This window comes from Streptomyces sp. YKOK-I1 (genome assembly GCF_054660435.1).
On sequence record NZ_BAAGDR010000001.1, the window covers coordinates 7,720,515 to 7,736,898 of the forward strand.

Consider the following 16,384-nt stretch of genomic DNA (forward strand, 5'->3'; position numbering starts at 1 on the left):
GCCCGCCATCCGCCTCCGGCGTCTCGTGCCGCACCCATTGACAGCGCTTTCTGAGTGCCCCTAAGTTGCCGCGAAGTTACCGGTAAGAAGCTCGAAAGTTTCGGTATCGCGTTCCCGTCACGGGAGGCCCGAGCATGAGCACCTCCACCACACCGGCCCCACCGCCCGGCACTGAGGACCCGCCCCGGGCACCCGTCCGCCCCGACCCTCCGCCCCGGCGTCCCGGATGGCGCAGAACACTGCGCCGGGACTGGCGGCTGTACTCGCTGGCCGTGCTGCCCCTGCTGTTCTTCCTGGTCTTCCGCTATCTGCCGATGATCGGCAACGTCATCGCGTTCCGCCGGTTCGAACCGGGCGGCTCCCTCCTCGGCGAACAGTGGGTGGGGCTGCGCTATGTACGGATGTTCCTGACCGACCCCACCTTCTGGCAGGTCTTCCGCAACACCCTGTGGCTGGGCGCGCTGACGCTCCTGTTCTGCTTCCCGGTCCCGATCGTGCTGGCGCTGCTGCTCAACGAGGTGCGCCGACGCTCGCTGAAACGGTTCGTGCAGTCGGTGTCGTATCTGCCGCACTTCCTGTCGATCGTGATCGTCGCCGGGATCACCCTGCAGATGCTCTCCGTGGACGGCCCGGTCAACCACGCCCTCGGCTGGTTCGGCCACGACCCGATCCGGTTCGTCCAGGAACCCGGCTGGTTCCGCACCATCTACGTCGGCTCGGAGATCTGGCAGACCGCCGGCTGGGGCACGATCCTCTACCTCGCCGCCCTCACCACGATCGACGAGGACCTCTACGAGGCCGCCCGCATCGACGGCGCGAACCGCTGGCAGCAGATCTGGCACGTCACCCTGCCCGGCATCCGCCCCACCATGATCACCCTGCTGATCCTCAACATCGGCACCTTCATGGCGGTCGGCTTCGAGAAGATCCTGCTGCTGTACAACGCGCTGACCTATCCGACGGCCGACGTGGTCTCCACCTACCTCTACCGCGCCGGCGTGGAGTCCAACAGCTTCAGCTACGCCGCCGCGATCGGCCTGTTCGAGGCGGTCATCGGGCTGGTGCTGGTGACCTCCGCGAACCAGCTGTCGCGCCGCACGGTGGGGACGAGCCTGTGGTGAGGGCCCGGCGGGAGAGCCGCTCCTACCGGGTCTTCCAGGGCGTCAACGGGGTGGTCCTGACCCTGGTCGTCCTTGTGACCCTGTACCCGTTCGCCAACATCGTCGCCCGCTCCTTCAGCGGGGAGCGCCAGATCCGCGCCGGTGAAGTGACCCTGTGGCCCAAGGGGTTCAACCTCACCACGTACGACATCGTCTTCCACGACACGACGTTCTGGCGCAACTACGGCAACACCGTGCTCTACACGGTCGTGTCGACCGTCGTCGCCATGGTGCTGACGACCTGTTACGCCTACGTCCTGTCGAAGCGGCAGCTCAAGGGGCGGGGCGTCCTGGTCGGGGTGGCCGTGTTCACCATGTTCTTCACCGGCGGACTGATCCCGAACTACGTCCTGGTCACCAGTCTCGGCCTGAAGAACTCCGTGTGGGCGATCGCCCTGCCCAACGCGATCAGCGTCTTCAACCTGCTGGTGATGAAGGCCTTCTTCGAGGGGCTGCCGACCGAACTGGAGGAGGCCGCCGAGATCGACGGGCTCACCACGTACGGCATCCTGCTGAGGATCGTGCTGCCGCTGTCCAAGGCGGTCATCGCGACGATGGTGCTCTTCTACTCGGTGTCCTTCTGGAACTCCTGGTTCTCGGCCTACCTGTACATGGACCGCACCGAGCTGATGCCGGTCACCGTCTATCTGCGCAACATGATCGCGGGCGCCACCACCGGCGGCAACGCGGGCGCCGCCACCGAGCAGCTCAGCCAGGTCGGCGCGAACATCCAGGCGGTCACGATCGTGCTCACCTCGCTGCCCATCCTCTGCGTGTACCCGTTCGTCCAGCGCTACTTCGTCTCCGGCGTGATGCTCGGCGCCGTCAAGGGCTGAGCGCCCAACTAGGGAGTATCCGTGAAGAACGCAGGTCAGCTGTCACGGCGTCAGATCCTGGCCGCCGCAGGGTTCATCGGCCTCGCCGGGCTCACCGGCTGCGGCAGCGGCGACGACGGAGGGGACTCCAAGGACCTCTCCAAGAAGCGGGACGGCGCGATGAAGGAGTACCGCGTCGGCGAGCAGTTCAAGGCGGCGAAACCGCTGTCGTTCTCGGTGCTGCACAACAACAACCCCAACTACCCCCTGAAGAACGACTGGTTGTTCTGGAAGGAACTCACCCGGCGCACCGGCGTCACCCTGAAGCCGATCGCGGTCCCGCTGGCCGACTACGAGAAGAAGCGCAGTGTCCTCATCGGCGCGGGCGACGCCCCGTTCCTGATCCCCAAGACGTACCACCCCTCCGAGGTCGCCTTCGTCTCCTCCGGCGCGATCCTCCCGGTCAGCGAGTACGTGCACCTGATGCCCAACTACCAGGACAAGGTCAGGAAGTGGAAGCTGGAGCCGGAACTCGACTCCATCCGCCAGGCCGACGGCAAGTACTACCTGCTGCCCGGACTGCACGAGAAGGTCAAGTCGGGCTACTCGCTGTCGCTGCGCACCGACGTCCTTCAGAAGCTGGGCCTGGCCCTGCCCACCACCTGGGACGAGGTGTACGAGGTCCTCGGGGCGATCCGCGCCGAGTACCCCGACCGCTATCCGCTCTCCGACCGCTGGAGCATCAACACCCCGTATCCGGCAGCCGCGTTGATGAGTTACCTCGGCCAGGCGTACGGCGTCAGGGCGGGCTGGACGTACGACAACATCAGCTGGGACGCCAAGGAGGACGCCTTCGTCTTCACCGGCGCCTCGGACGGCTACCGCCAGATGGTCGAGTATCTGGCGAAGCTGGTCGCCGAGAAGCTGATCGACCCCGAGAGCTTCACCCAGACCGACGACGACGCGGTGCAGAAACTGCTCGGTGAGAAGTCCTTCGCGATCAGCGCCAATCCGCAGGAGCTGGTCCAGAACTACCGTTACAACCTGGAGAAGCAGGTCAAGGGCGCGACCATCGAGATGGTCCCGGTGCCGCTCGGCCCGGCCGGCCCGGTGGTGATCGGCGGGGCCCGGCTGGAGAACGGCGTCATGATCGCCGCCAAGGCCCTCAAGAGCGACACCTTCGTCGCGATGATCCAGTTCATGGACTGGCTCTGGTACTCCGACGAGGGCCAGCGCTTCGCCAAGTGGGGAGTCGAGGGCACCACGTACACCCGCTCGGGCGACACCTACGAGCTGAAGCCCGGCATCAGCCTGATGGGCTCCGACCCGGACGCCCCGAAGGACCTCCAGAAGGACTACGGCTTCTTCAACGGCGTCTTCACCTACGGCGGCAGCTGGGCCCTCGTCTCCTCGTCCTTCGGCCCCGACGAGAAGAAGTTCCAGGACGCCATGGCCCGGCGCGAACAACTCCCCATCGGCCCCGCCCATCCGCTGCAGTCCGTGGAGCAGGAACAGGCCACCCTCTGGGACACCCCGCTGCGCGACCACGTCGTCCAGAACACCCTGAAGTTCGCCCTCGGCAAGCGCCCGCTGTCCGAATGGGACTCCTATGTGGCCGAGTTGAAGGCCAAGAACATGGACCGGCTCGTAGACCTGCACAACAAGGCACGCGACCGCTTCACGAAGGAGAACCGGTGATCCGCGTCCCCGCCGCCCCGGCCGGCCGGCTCTCCGACGCCTGGCGGACCTGCGTCGGCACCGGCCGCATCGAACTCGCCCTGCGCCGCGACTACCAGGACTCCCTCGCCCTCCTCCGGCGCGACATCGGGTTCCGGTACATCCGCGGCCACGGCCTGCTCAGCGACGGCATGGGCGTGTACCGCCCCTACGAGCACGCGGGCACCCGGCACGTCCACCACTCCTTCACCTACGTCGACCAGGTGATCGACGCGTATCTGGCGCTCGGTGTCCGCCCGTTCCTCGAACTCGGCTTCATGCCGGAGGAGCTGGCGTCCGGCGACCAGACGGTCTTCTGGTGGCGGGGCCATGTCACCCCGCCCCGCTCGCACCGGGAATGGGCCGACCTCGTCCGGGCGACCCTGTGCCACCTCGTGGACCGCTACGGCGTCGACGAGGTGCGCACCTGGCCGATCGAGGTGTGGAACGAGCCCAACCTCGCCGACTTCTGGCAGGGCGCGGACGAGCAGGCGTACCACCGGCTCTACGAGGTGACCGCGCACACCGTCAAGGAGGTGGACGCCGGGCTCCAGGTCGGCGGCCCCGCGATCTCCCCGGGCGCCGACGACTGGCTGGACCGGTTCGCCGAGTTCGCCGCGCACCGCGAGGTGCCCGTCGACTTCGTCTCCAAGCACGCCTACACCTCCGGCCCCGCCCAGCACGTGCCGTTCGGCGTCCACCAGACCCTGGCCCCGGCGACCGACCTGCTGGACCAGTTCGCCACCCCGCGGGACCGCCTCAAGGGCACCCGGCTGGCCGGACTGCCGGTGCACATCACCGAGTTCAACTCCTCCTACCGCCCCGACAACCCGGTCCACGACACGGCCTTCCACGCCGCGTATCTGGCCCCCGTGCTGGCCCGGGGCGGCGACCTCGTCGACTCGTTCTCCTACTGGACGTTCAGCGACATGTTCGAGGAGGCCGGGGTCCCCACCGCCCTCTTCCACGGCGGCTTCGGACTGCTCACCCACCGGCAGGTCCGCAAGCCCACCTACCACCTGTACGCGTTCATGGCCCGGATGGGCCCCGATCTGCTCGCCCGGGGCGAGGACCATCTCGTCACCCGGCACGAGGACGGCCGGGTCACCGTCCTCGCCTGGGCGCCGGTCGACCCGGCCGGCGGGACACCCGGCCCCGAGGGGCACGCCCTGCGGCTGTCGCTGCCGGTGGGCGGGGCCGGCGACGGGGCGGGCGACGGGGGCGGGGACGGGCGCGGCGAGGGCGAGGTATTCGTTCGCCGGTCGACCGTCGACGATGAACGGGGCAACGCATACACGGCCTGGCGGCACATGGGCAGCCCCCGCTCCCCGGGCCTCGCCCAGCTCGACGTCCTGCACGAGGCCGCCGAGCCCGCCCGCTGCCATCGGCGGCTGCCCGTCCACGACGGCCGCACCACCCTGGACCTGACCCTCGCCCGCCATGAGATCACCCTCGTCGAACTGACCCCGGTCAGGGACGAGACACCGCCGTGGTGGGACGAGCGTCGGCTGCTGGGCCGGGAGCCCTCATGAGCGCCACGGCGACCGACTTCGGCACCGGGGTCCTCTCCCGCGCCGCCGCCCTGGTCCACACCCTGCTCACCGTCGAGGCGCTGTTCCTCGCGACGGCGGCCCCGGGCCTCGCGGGCCTGCTCCTCCTCGGCCCCGACCCCGCCAACCTGCCCCTCGCGGCCCTCTGTCTGCTGCCGCTCGGCCCGGCCTCCGCCGCCGCGCTGTACGCCCTCCACCACCGCAGCCGCGACCTCACCGATCTGCACCCGGCCCGCGCCTACGGCCGGGGCTGGCGTCTCAACGCCGTCCCCGTCCTCAGGCTCTGGACCCCCCTGCTGGCCTGGCTGACGGTGATCGCCTTCACCCTCACCCACTTCTCCGCCACCGGCCTGCCCCGCTGGTGGGCGGCCCTGCTCGCGCTCATCGGCGTGGCCTGCCTGCTCTGGGGCGCCCACGCCCTGCTGCTCACCTCGCTGTTCAGCTTCCGCGCCCGCGACACCGCCCGCCTCGCCGCGTACTTCACGGTCCGGCACGGGAAGGCCACCCTGGCCTTCGGCTCCCTGCTCGTCCTCGCCGCCGGACTGACCGCCCTGCTGACCGAGGCCCTGCCCGCCCTGCTCGCCGCCCCGCTGCTGCTCTCCCTGCTGCACGCCGGCCGCCCGGTGACCGCCGAGACCGAGGAGGACTTCACCGAATGAGCCAGCCCGGCCAGAACCCCCCGCGCCCCGCCCACCTCCCGCGCACCCCCAAGATCCCCTATGGCGGCGACTACAACCCCGAGCAGTGGCCGGAGCAGGTCTGGGACGAGGACCACCGGCTCTTCGACCGGGCCGGCATCGACACCCTCACCGTCGGCGTCTTCACCTGGTCCCTCACCCAACCCCGCGAGGAGTTCTACGACTTCACCGTCCTCGACCGCATCCTCGACCGGGCCGCCGCCGAGGGCCGCCGGATCTGCCTCGCCACCGGCACGGCCGCCCTCCCGCCCTGGCTGGCCAAGGCCCACCCCGAGGTCAACCGCACCGACTTCGAGGGCCGTCGGCACCGCTACGGTCAGCGCCACAACTTCTGCCCCAGCTCACCCGCGTACCGCAGGCTCGCCACCGCACTGGCCGGGCGTCTCGCCGAACGGTACGCCCACCACCCGGCACTGCTGGCCTGGCACATCAACAACGAGTACGGCGGCGCCTGTTACTGCGAGCGGTGCGCCGGGGCCTTCCGGGGCTGGCTGCGCGAGCGGTACGGCACCCTGGACGCCCTCAACGACGCCTGGTGGACCACCTTCTGGTCGCACCGCTACACCGACTGGGACGAGATCGAGCCGCCCAGCGCCCTCACCGAGCACTGGCGGGGCCCCGACCACACCGCCTTCCAGGGCATCACCCTCGACTACCAGCGGTTCATGACCGACGCCCTGCTCGGCTGCTTCACCGCCGAGAAGGAGGCGATCCGCGCCCACGACCCGGACACCCCGGTCACCACCAACCTCATGGGCGCCTACCGGCCGCTGGACTACCATCGCTGGGCGTCCCACCTGGACTTCGCCTCCTGGGACAACTACCCCCCGCTGGACGCCCCGCCCACGCGGGCGGCCCTCGCCCACGACCTGATGCGCGGCCTCAAGGACGGCACCCCGTTCTGGCTGATGGAGCAGACCCCGTCCACCACCGCCTGCCGTGACGTCAATCCCCTGCGCAGACCGGGGGAGTTGCGGCTCGCGACCTTCCAGGCGATCGCCCACGGCGCCGACGCGGCCCTCTACTTCCAGATGCGCGCCTCACGCGGCGCCTGCGAGAAGTACCACGGCGCGGTCATCGGCCACGCGGGCCGCGACGACACCCGGGTCTTCCAGGAAGTCGCCGCCCTGGGGCGGGAGCTGGAGGTCATCGGCACCGCCACCCTGGGCGCCCGCACCCCCGCCCGTACCGCCCTCCTCTTCGACTGGGACAGCTGGTGGGCCCTGGAGATCTCCGACGGCCCCTCCCGTCTGGTCCGCTACCTGGACGTCGTGCACTCCTACTACCGGGCCGCCCGGGAGGCCGGCGCCGACGTGGACATCGTCCCCGTCACCGCCGACCTCACCCCGTACGACGTCGTCCTCGCTCCCGTCCTGCACCTGATCAAGGGCGACCTGGCCGAGCGCCTGGAGGAGCTGGCCCGGCGCGGCGGCACCGTCCTCGCCACCTTCCTCAGCGCCCGCTCCGACGCGCACGACCGGGCCTTCCTCACCGATGTCCCCGGCCCCCTGGCCCCGCTCCTGGGCATCCGGATCGACGAGTGGGACGCCCGCCCCGCGGACGTCGTCCAGCCCGTCGAGCTGGCGGGCACGCTCTGCGAGGCACGACTGGTCTTCGAACTGGTGCGGCTGCGCGGCGCCGAGGCCGTCGGCACCTACCGCGCGGACTTCTACGAGGGCACCCCGGCGGTGACCCGGCACGCCTTCGGCGCGGGCGAGGGCTGGTACGTCGCCACGGCCCTCGACCAGCCCGGCGTCGACCGGGTGGTCCGCTCCGTCCTCGCCCGGCACGGCCTGATCGGACCGTATACCGCATACAGTGGACTGGAGACCGCACACCGTACGGCGCCGGACGGCACCCGTCTGCTGTTCCTCCTCAACCACACCACCCGCCCGGTCCGCCCGGCCGCCCACACGGCCGCCGTCGACCTGCTCACCGGAAAGCCGGTGGCGCAGGGCGAGCCGCTCCCGCTCGACCCGCTCGGCGTCGTGGTGCTGCGGCTGCGGTAGACGGTTTCAGTGGACGGTCCGCCCATGGGCGTCCGGCACCCCGGACTTGCGCAGGAAGTAGCTGTTGAGGTGGTCCCGCCACTCACGGGCACTGCGCACCTGCTCCTCGAACAGCTCCGCCACCCGCCCGTGCCGGGCCGGTGCCATCAGCCCGGCGAGGCCCGCCCACACCCGGCGGGCCTCCTCGGCCTCCTCGACCCCCTCGAAACGCGTGTCGTAGATGTGCTGGATCACGGTCTTCCCGCTGCTGAGCACATGCCCGTACGGCACATGGTGGAAGAACAGCAGCAGCTCGTCGGGACAGCTCGCGACGGACTCGTACACCTCGGCCCAGGGCCCGCCGTACTGGGCCGCGTACCCCGTCCCGGTCGCCGCGCTGCGGTCGACGCCGACACCGTCGCGGTCGGCGAAGTGGTAGGTGCCCCACGGGCTGTACTCGTAGCCGTCGACGCTCGGCCCGTAGTGATGCCCGGGCTGCACCATGAACCCCACCCCGAGCGGGGCCGTGTACTTCTCGTACGTCCGCCAGGAGCCGTCCAGCACCGCGTGCAGCCCGTCGGCCAGCCGCCGCGGCGCGGACGGGAACGTCAAGCCGATCCACTCGTCCAGGACCCGGTACGGATCGGCGTCCGGCCGCCAGGCCAGCCTGCCGAACGTGTACAGGTTCGCCTGCGCCAGCGGATGCCCCGTCCAGAACGGATCGTCGCCCGCGTTCGACACGGCGACGAGATCACGCGCCGACTCGCCCACGCTCGGCCCGCCCTCGCCCTCCGGCCGGAACCGCAGCACCTCGCTCCACATCGGCCCGAGCCAGCACACGTGCCGCTGCTGCCCCGTGTACTCCTGGGTCGCCTGCACCTCCACCGCATGCCGGGTCCGCGACAGCGCCCCGAGCACCGGTGAGACCGGCTCGCGCACCTGGAAGTCCATCGGCCCGTGCTTGACCTGGAGCACCGCGTTGCCGGCGAACTGCCCGTCCAGCGGCGCGAAATGGTCGTACGCCGCCCGCGCCCGGTCCGTCCTGCGGTCGCGCCAGTCCTGCCGGTGGTCGTAGACGAAGGCCCGCCAGTGCACCGTGCCGCCGTAGGGGGCGAGCGCGCCGGCCAGCAGGTTCGCGCCGTCCGCGTGACTGCGCCCGTAGGTGAACGGCCCCGGCTGGCCCTCGGAGTCGGCCTTCACCACGAACCCGCCGAAGTCGGGGATCGCCTCGTACACCCCGCGCACGGCCCCCGCCCACCACTGCCGCACCGCCTCCTGGAGCGGATCGGCCGTGGACAGCCCGCCGAGCACGACCGGCGCGGCGAAGGTCACCGACAGATGCGTCCGGATGCCGTACGGCCGCAACTCGGCCGCGATCGCCGCGACGTCGCCGATCCGGTCGGTCAGCAGCCGTGCCTCGACCGCGTGCACATTGACGTTGTTGACGCACACGGCGTTGATCCCGCAGGCGGCGAGCAGTCTCGCGTACGCCCGGATCCGGTCGAAGTCCTCCCGCGCCCGTCCGTCCCGCCAGAACAGCGAACCGCCCGCGTAGCCGCGCTCCACCTGGCCCATGACCGGGTGCACGGCCACGTTGTCCCAGTGGTCGAGCATCCGCAGGGCCGTCGCGGGACGGTGCGCCTCCCGGGGGAAGGCGCCCGAGAAGGCATCCTCGCCGAGCCGTACGACCTGGAACAGACCGTGGAGCAGCCCGTGTCCGGCGGAGGCGGTGACGGTCGTCGTACCGTCCTCCCGCTCGATCGTGAACTCCTCCTCGCCGCCCACGGGTTCGCCGTCGGCCGCCTCCAGCAGGAGGTCGCACGGACCGTCGCGGACGATCTCCCCGCCGAACCGTGCGCAGGCGTCGGACACTTCGCGGCGCACGGTGTCGGCCAGGGCACCCGAGCCCCGGATCAGGACGCGCCGGGCCCCCAGCGGCCGAAAGGCCTCCGGGGGCAGCCAGCCGGGATCGATCCCGTTCAAGAGAGCAACTCCACCTCGGACAGACGGACTTCACCGTCGAACACCAAGCGGTACCTCGCGTACCTACCCGGCGACTCCACACCGAACGCCCGCGTCTGCCGGTCCCAGGCGAAGGTCTGGCCGCTGCGGCGGTCCAGGGTCTTCCACGTCGTCCCGTCGGCGGAGCCCTCCAGCCGCCAGCTCCTGGGCGCCGCCGCCCGCTCGGCGGAGGTCAGCGTGTACTGCACGGCCTTCGTGGCAGCGCCGGTCGGCAGGGCGACGGCGCCGGACACGGTCGCGGCCGTCCCGGAGGTGTTGTCGGCCAGGGCCCCGGAGGCGGTGAGCGCGTCGGTCCGAGGCGTCGGCACCCGGTCGTCGCGGGTGATCGACACGGGCGCCGCGTCCTTCCCGCCGCCCCAGGCCGAGGGGCGCGGACCCATGGCGAACTCCAGGGTGCCACCCTTGGCGAGGAGTGCGTGGGGGAGCGAAGTCGACGTCCAGGTACGGCCGTTGACCTTCAGGCCCTGGACGTAGACGTTTCGCGCGCTGTTCTTCGGGGCCTTCACCACGAGGTCCCCGCCGTTCTCCAGGTGCACGGTCGCCTTCGTGAACAGCGGGGAGCCGACGGTGTACTCGCCACTGCCCATCACCAGCGGGTAGAAGCCGAGCGCGGAGAACAGGTACCAGGCCGACTGCTCGCCGTTGTCCTCGTCGCCGTGGTAGCCCTGTCCGATCGCGCTTCCGGTGTAGAGCCGCGACAGCACCTCGCGGACCTTCGCCTGCGCCTTCCAGGGCTGCCCGGCCGCGTCGTACATGTAGATCGCGTGGTGGGCGACCTGGTTGGAGTGCCCGTACATGCCCATCCGGACGTCGCGGGCCTCCGTCATCTCGTGGATGACCCCGCCGTAGGAGCCCACGAACTCGGGCGAGGCGGTCTCGGGGGTCGCGAAGTACGTGTCGAGCTTCTCCGCCAGGCCGGCCAGGCCGCCGTACAGGTTGGCGAGGCCCCGGCTGTCCTGCGGGGCGGTGAAGGCATAGCCCCAGCCGTTGGTCTCGGTGTAGTCGTAGCCCCACACCCGCGGGTCGTACCGCGACGACTCGACGCGCCAGGAGCCGTCCTCGTCCCGGCCCTGGAAGAAGCCCGCCCGGGTGTCGAACAGGTTCACGTACCCCTGGGCGCGGTTGAGGAAGTACGCCGACTCCTCCGCGTACCGCTGCTCGCCGGTCGTCCGGTACAGGGCCTGGCCCATGCGGGCGATGCCGTAGTCGTTGAGGTAGCCCTCCAGCGCCCAGGACAGTCCCTCGTGGGTGGCCGTGCTCGTGTAGCCGAGGAAGGGGGAGGTCGCCATGCCCTTGCGGCCCACGCCCGAGGACGGCGGGACGACGGTGGCGTTCTTCAGGGCCGCCTCGTAGGCCGCCTTCGCGTCGAAGCGGACGCCCTTGACATAGGCGTCGGCGAAGGCCACGTCCGAGGAGGTGCCGGTCATCAGGTCGGCGTATCCGGGCGAGGACCAGCGCGAGGTCCAGCCGCCGTCCTTGTACTGCTGCACGAAACCGTCCGTCAGCACGCCCGCCTGAGTGGGCGTCAGCAGGGCGTACGCGGGCCAGGTCGTCCGATAGGTGTCCCAGAAGCCGTTGTTGACGTACACCTTGCCGTCCACGATCTTCGCGCCGGTGTGCGTCGGGGTGTCCTGGCTCTCCATCGGGGAGAACGGAGAGGCGTACCGGTACGTCGAACCGACCTTCTCGAAGCCGGAGTTGGGATACAGGTACAGCCGGTAGAGGCTGGAGTAGAGGGTCGTCAGCTGGTCCGGAGTGGCTCCCTCGACCTCCACCTTGCCGAGGAGCGCGTCCCACTGCTGCCGGGCCCGCTGCTTCACCGTGTCGAAGCCGGTGCCGACCGGGATCTCCTGGCGCAGGTTGTCCCTCGCCTGGTCGAGGCTGATCAGAGAGGTCGCCAGCTTCAGGGTGACCGTCCGGTCGGCGCCCGCGTCGAACCGCAGATAGCCCTTGACCCCGTTCGACGCCCCGTCCGTGACCGGGGCGTCGAACTCGCCGTACACGAACAGCCGGGTCGCGCCCGTCGACAGCCCGGACTTCACGTCCGAGTAACCGGTGACGATCCCCGAGGCCCGGTCGAGCGTGAGCCCCGCCTGGTCGGTGACATTGTCGAACAGAACGCTCGCGTCGGAGCCCGGGTAGGTGAAGCGCAGGGCGGCCGCGTGGTCGGTCGGGGCCATCTCCGCCCTGAGCCCGTTCTCGAAGCGCACTCCGTAGTAGTACGGCCGCGCGGTCTCCTCCGTGTGCCGGAACGCCAGCGCCCGGGCCGTCCGCCCGGTGTCCGGGGTGCCCGCCGCGGCCGACGGCATCACCTGGAAGGTCTGCCGGTCGCCCATCCACGGGCTCGGCTCATGACTCGCGCCGAACGCCTGGATCGTGGGCAGATTGTCCGCGTTGTTCCCCCGCGCGTAGTCGTACAGCCAGCTCAGCGAGGACGCGTTCGTCACCGGGGTCCAGAAGTTGAACCCGTGCGGCACGGCCGTCGCCGGGAAGGTGTTGCCGCGCGAGAAGCCCCCGCTGGAGTTCGTCCCCCGCGTGGTCACCGCGTAGTCCGACAGATGCGCCCGCACCGGCTCCGGGGCGACCGCGCCCAGCGCGATGTCGTCCACCCAGCCGCGGAACCGCGCCGGGCCGCCGGGGGAGTCGTAGGCCACCAGGATCCGGTCGACCGTCTTCCCGGCTGCCACGGACCCGATCGCCGACTCCACGTCGTTCCACTGGTTGACGTACAGCACCTTCGCCGCGCCCTGCCCGCGCGGCGACAGCGGGAAGCCGTACCGGTCCACCGCGCCGAGCCCGCTGAGGTAGGTCCCGTCGGTGAACGCCAGGTCGACCGAGACGTTCGTCGCCGCGTAGTCCCGCTCGCCGTCGGCCAGCTGCGGGAAGATCCGGTACGCGAGCCGGGTCCGGGCGCCGACCCGGACGTTCACGTCGAAGACCTTGTTGTACGCGTACGCCCGTCCGGCGGCGGTGTGGCGCCCGGCGTACCGCAGCGCCCGCACCCCCGTGAACCCGGCCCGCGCCTTCGCCGTCGGGGAGCCGCTCGGGCCCCGGTCGACGGCGGTGAGCATGTCCGGCGGCACCGGCCCCTCGCTCCCGCCCGTCGCGAGCCGCAGATCGGCGAGCTGGAGGATGTCGGCGCCGTGGTTCCTGGTGATGTCGAGCCGGAAGTGCCGGTACTCGGCCGGCGCCGCGAGGGTGTACGTCTTCGTCTGGAAACGTTCGGTGAAGTCTTCGCCGGAGCGGCTGTCGAGGACCGTCCAGGTGCCGCCGTCCGCCGAGCCGCTCAGGGTCCAGTCGGCCGGGTCGCGTTCGGCGACGTCATTGGCCGAGGTGAGCGCGTACATGGTCACCGCGGCCGGGGAGTCCAGGTCGAACTCGGCCCAGCCGGTGGCCGCGAACGTCAGCCACTTGGTGCTCGGCTCGCCGTCGGCCAGGTTCTCCTTCACCTCGCCGCCCCCGGTGTTCTCGGCGCTCGCCCGGACCCCGGTGACCCGGTCGGTCACCTCACCGGGCAGCCCGCCGGTCGCGTAGCCTCCGTCGACCCCAAAGGCCCGCTCGGACGTGCTGGTCCAGTCCGGGGCGGGCTGGCCGGCCTCGAACGAGGAGGCGAACGCCCGGGCGGGCGGCGGGAGGTGCGCCGACCGGGCGACCGCCGTCGGAGCGCCGACCGTCATGACGAGGGCGGCCGTGACCGCCACCGCGCGTAACCGTCCGAACCACTGCATGCGTGTGCATCCTCCCCGCCCGGACCAGGGCCTTGGACAACGTTGTCCAGTGTGGTGCGCAGCCCTAGTAGGGGGCCAAGTGAGGGGTGATGTCAAGGATGTTGATTGCGCCGGACGGGGCACATGTCGTGGATTTTTCCGGCAGGGCGGCCCGGGATGCTTCATATTTCCGGGAGGTCTCAACTCGGAAAAGACCGATGGCCGACCGTGCCCTCGATCTTGCTCCGCCGGAGGGGAGTGGACTATACCTGTCGGCGATTCACGCGACCCGCAATGACTCTGCCCGACCTGAGAAGGCGAGGACTTGAGGATGGGATCCAGCTCCGCACACTCCGGTGCCGTGAACGGCGAATCGGCGGGTTTCGGCCGCCGCGATCTGATCAGGCGGTCCGCCGCACTCGGCCTGGTCTCCGTCCCCGCGCTCGGCTTTCTGACCGCGTGCGCGAGCAGCGGCGCCGGTGACGAGGACAAGGCCAAGGCCGGAAAGAAGACGGCGAAGAACCCTCTCGCGGTCAATGAGACCGCGCAGATGGAATTCGTGCTGTTCGACGGCGGTTTCGGCAAGGAGTACGCCGAGGACGCCGTGAAGATCTACGAGAAGGACTTCCCGAAGGCGAAGGTGAAGTTCTCGGCCACCCAGAAGATCCAGTCCACGCTCCAGCCCCGGTTCAACCAGGGCACCCCGCCCGACCTCATCGACAACTCCGGCGCCGAGCAGATGGACATGGGCGTCCTGGTCGGCAAGAAGCAGCTCGCCGACCTCACCCCGCTGCTGGACGCCCCGTCGTACGACGATCCGGCCAAGAAGGTCCGCGACACCCTGCGCCCGGGCATCGTCGAGATGGGCCAGTTCGACGGCGACCCGGTCTGGATCATGTACTACGCCTACACCGTCTACGGCGTCTGGTACTCGCAGAAGGCCCTGGACTCGCTGGACGCCGCCTATCCCGAGACCTGGGACGAGATGCTCGCGGTCTGTGAGAAGGCCAGGAAGAAGGGCATGGCCGGCTGGACGTACGCGGGCAAATACCCGTATTACCTCCCGTTCTCCCTCTATCCGATGATCGGCAAGGTCGGCGGCCGTGAAGTCCTCGACGCCATCGACAACCTGGAGCCGAACGCCTGGAAACACCCCGCCGTCAAGGCCTGTTTCGAGGCGTACTACGAGCTCTACAAGAAGGGGTACGTCCTCAAGGGCACCCCGGGCCTGGACCACATCCAGTCGCAGACCGCCTGGGCCGAGGGCAAGGCCCTGTTCCTCCCCAACGGCTCCTGGGTGGAGAACGAGTCGGCCAAGGTGATCCCGGCCGACTTCGACCTCGCCGTCTCCGCGCCCACCGGCATCGACTCCTCCGACGCCATGCCCTTCGGCACCATCTGGGCCTCCGGCGGTGAGCCCTTCGTCGTCCCCGCCAAGGCCAAGAACGGCTCCGGCGGCATGGAGCAACTGCGGATCATGCTCAGCGAGGCCTCCTCCAGGAACTTCACCGCCAAGGTCAAGTCGCTCACGGCGTACAACGGCGGCACCGACGGCATCACCCTCACCCCCGGTCTGAAGTCCGGTGTCGCCGCACTGGAGAAGGCCGGCGACAACGTGCTGAACCCGCGGATGCAGGACTGGTACGTCCAGTTGCAGAAGGAGCAGATCGGCGTCGGCGGTCTCGGCGAGATGATGGCCGGACGGCTCACTCCCGCGGAAGCCATCGCCAAGATCCAGGGATATGCCGACGCCGCCGCCAAGGACACCTCGATCAAGCACTACAAGCACCAGTAGGTGGCGATGCAGCACGGCAAATACCGGTTCATCGTGGGGTTTTTGGCGCTCCCTCTCGGACTGTACGCGCTTTTCGTGATCTGGCCGTTCATCCAGTCCATCTCCTACTCGTTCACGGACTGGACCGGTCTGAGTCCCGAATTCAAGATGGTCGGCCTCGGGAACTACCGCAGGATGCTGGACGACCAGATCTTCTGGAAGTCCCTGTGGCACAGTCTGCTGTTCGCACTCCTCGTGCCCCTGGTGACGATCGGACTCGCGCTTTTCCTGTCCTTCATGATCAATGTCGGCGGGCGGCGAAGAGAGGGAGGCCCCGCCGTTTCCGGCGTCCGGGGCTCCTCCTTCTACAAGATCGTGTATTTCTTCCCGCAGGTGCTGTCCATCGCGATCGTCGCGCTGCTGTTCGCCTTCGCGTACAACCCGGACAGCGGAGCGATCAATTCCTTCCTGCGCGGCATCGGGCTGGGCGGCGTCCAGCCGCTCTGGCTCGGCGATCCGGATCTCGCGCTGTGGTGCGTGATGGCGGTCCTCGTCTGGTCCACGGTCGGCTTCTTCGTGGTCCTGTTCTCGGCGGGCATGGCCTCCATCCCCGCCGACCTGTACGAGGCCGCCCTCCTCGACGGCGCGTCCCGGGTGGACACGTTCTTCCGGGTGACCCTGCCGCTGCTCTGGGACACCGTGCAGTCGGGCTGGGTGTACCTGGGCATCCTCGCCCTCGGCGCGGAGTCGTTCGCGGTCGTGCAGATCATGACGACCGGTCCCGGCGGCCCCGACTACTCGACCACCGTCTTGGTCCTGTACGTGTACCAGAAGGCGTTCCGTGACGGTCAGGCCGCCTACGCCACCACCATCGGCGTCGCCCTGCTCGTCGTCACGCTGGCCTTCGCCGCCGTCGTGATGCGGCTCGGACGGCGCGAGCGGCTGGAGTACTGA

At 69.9% G+C, this 16,384-nt stretch carries 10 protein-coding genes; 8 read left to right on the forward strand and 2 right to left on the reverse strand.

Annotated features, from left to right (window positions below):
• Positions 1 to 134 precede the first annotated feature (134 nt).
• Genes ACYQ8Q_RS34395 through ACYQ8Q_RS34420 form a run of 6 tightly spaced genes read left to right on the forward strand, consistent with a single transcriptional unit; the run spans position 135 to position 7,948 of the window.
• A complete protein-coding gene (locus tag ACYQ8Q_RS34395; protein WP_460070525.1) occupies positions 135 to 1,121 on the forward strand; it encodes an ABC transporter permease in 987 nt (328 codons plus the stop codon).
• On the forward strand, positions 1,118 to 1,996 hold the full coding sequence (locus tag ACYQ8Q_RS34400; protein ID WP_460070526.1) for a carbohydrate ABC transporter permease: 879 nt from the start codon (positions 1,118 to 1,120) through the stop codon (positions 1,994 to 1,996). Before ACYQ8Q_RS34395 ends, ACYQ8Q_RS34400 begins: the two co-directional genes overlap by 4 nt.
• 21 nt (positions 1,997 to 2,017) lie before the next feature.
• Entirely contained in the window at positions 2,018 to 3,673 is a 1,656-nt protein-coding gene (locus tag ACYQ8Q_RS34405) for an ABC transporter substrate-binding protein (RefSeq protein WP_460070527.1), read from the forward strand.
• Positions 3,670 to 5,223 carry a GH39 family glycosyl hydrolase gene (locus ACYQ8Q_RS34410; RefSeq protein WP_460070528.1) on the forward strand — a complete coding sequence of 518 codons (1,554 nt, stop codon included), beginning with the start codon at positions 3,670 to 3,672 and terminating at the stop codon, positions 5,221 to 5,223. Before ACYQ8Q_RS34405 ends, ACYQ8Q_RS34410 begins: the two co-directional genes overlap by 4 nt.
• Positions 5,220 to 5,900: a hypothetical protein gene (locus ACYQ8Q_RS34415; protein WP_460070529.1), complete on the forward strand. Its 681-nt coding sequence runs from the start codon at positions 5,220 to 5,222 to the stop codon at positions 5,898 to 5,900. The genes ACYQ8Q_RS34410 and ACYQ8Q_RS34415 overlap by 4 nt, the downstream gene beginning before the upstream one ends.
• Entirely contained in the window at positions 5,897 to 7,948 is a 2,052-nt protein-coding gene (locus ACYQ8Q_RS34420; protein ID WP_460070530.1) for a beta-galactosidase, read from the forward strand. Before ACYQ8Q_RS34415 ends, ACYQ8Q_RS34420 begins: the two co-directional genes overlap by 4 nt.
• Positions 7,949 to 7,954: 6 nt before the next feature.
• On the opposite strand, the gene ACYQ8Q_RS34425 is transcribed toward ACYQ8Q_RS34420, so the two are convergent.
• Together ACYQ8Q_RS34425 and ACYQ8Q_RS34430 are read right to left on the reverse strand one after the other, a co-directional pair.
• A complete protein-coding gene (locus ACYQ8Q_RS34425) occupies positions 7,955 to 9,910 on the reverse strand; it encodes an alpha-glucuronidase (RefSeq protein ID WP_460070531.1) in 1,956 nt (651 codons plus the stop codon).
• Positions 9,907 to 13,677, reverse strand: a complete 3,771-nt coding sequence (locus tag ACYQ8Q_RS34430; protein WP_460070532.1) for a GH92 family glycosyl hydrolase — start codon at positions 13,675 to 13,677, stop codon at positions 9,907 to 9,909. Before ACYQ8Q_RS34430 ends, ACYQ8Q_RS34425 begins: the two co-directional genes overlap by 4 nt.
• 310 nt (positions 13,678 to 13,987) lie before the next feature.
• On the opposite strand from ACYQ8Q_RS34430, the gene ngcE reads away from it, so the two are divergent.
• On the forward strand, positions 13,988 to 15,451 hold the full coding sequence (gene ngcE / locus ACYQ8Q_RS34435; protein ID WP_460070533.1) for an N-acetylglucosamine/diacetylchitobiose ABC transporter substrate-binding protein: 1,464 nt from the start codon (positions 13,988 to 13,990) through the stop codon (positions 15,449 to 15,451).
• A 6-nt stretch (positions 15,452 to 15,457) separates the two neighbouring features.
• A complete protein-coding gene (locus ACYQ8Q_RS34440; protein WP_460070534.1) occupies positions 15,458 to 16,384 on the forward strand; it encodes a carbohydrate ABC transporter permease in 927 nt (308 codons plus the stop codon).

What these genes read in the sequence shown, in the direction of transcription:
- ACYQ8Q_RS34395 (WP_460070525.1), top strand. Translation starts at nt 135, where the DNA reads ATGAGCACCTCCACCACACCGGCCCCACCGCCCGGCACTGAGGACCCG.
- ACYQ8Q_RS34415 (WP_460070529.1), top strand. Translation starts at nt 5,220, where the DNA reads ATGAGCGCCACGGCGACCGACTTCGGCACCGGGGTCCTCTCCCGCGCC.
- ACYQ8Q_RS34420 (WP_460070530.1), top strand. Translation starts at nt 5,897, where the DNA reads ATGAGCCAGCCCGGCCAGAACCCCCCGCGCCCCGCCCACCTCCCGCGC.
- ACYQ8Q_RS34430 (WP_460070532.1), bottom strand. Translation starts at nt 13,677, where the DNA reads ATGCAGTGGTTCGGACGGTTACGCGCGGTGGCGGTCACGGCCGCCCTC.
- ngcE (WP_460070533.1), top strand. Translation starts at nt 13,988, where the DNA reads ATGGGATCCAGCTCCGCACACTCCGGTGCCGTGAACGGCGAATCGGCG.
- ACYQ8Q_RS34440 (WP_460070534.1), top strand. Translation starts at nt 15,458, where the DNA reads ATGCAGCACGGCAAATACCGGTTCATCGTGGGGTTTTTGGCGCTCCCT.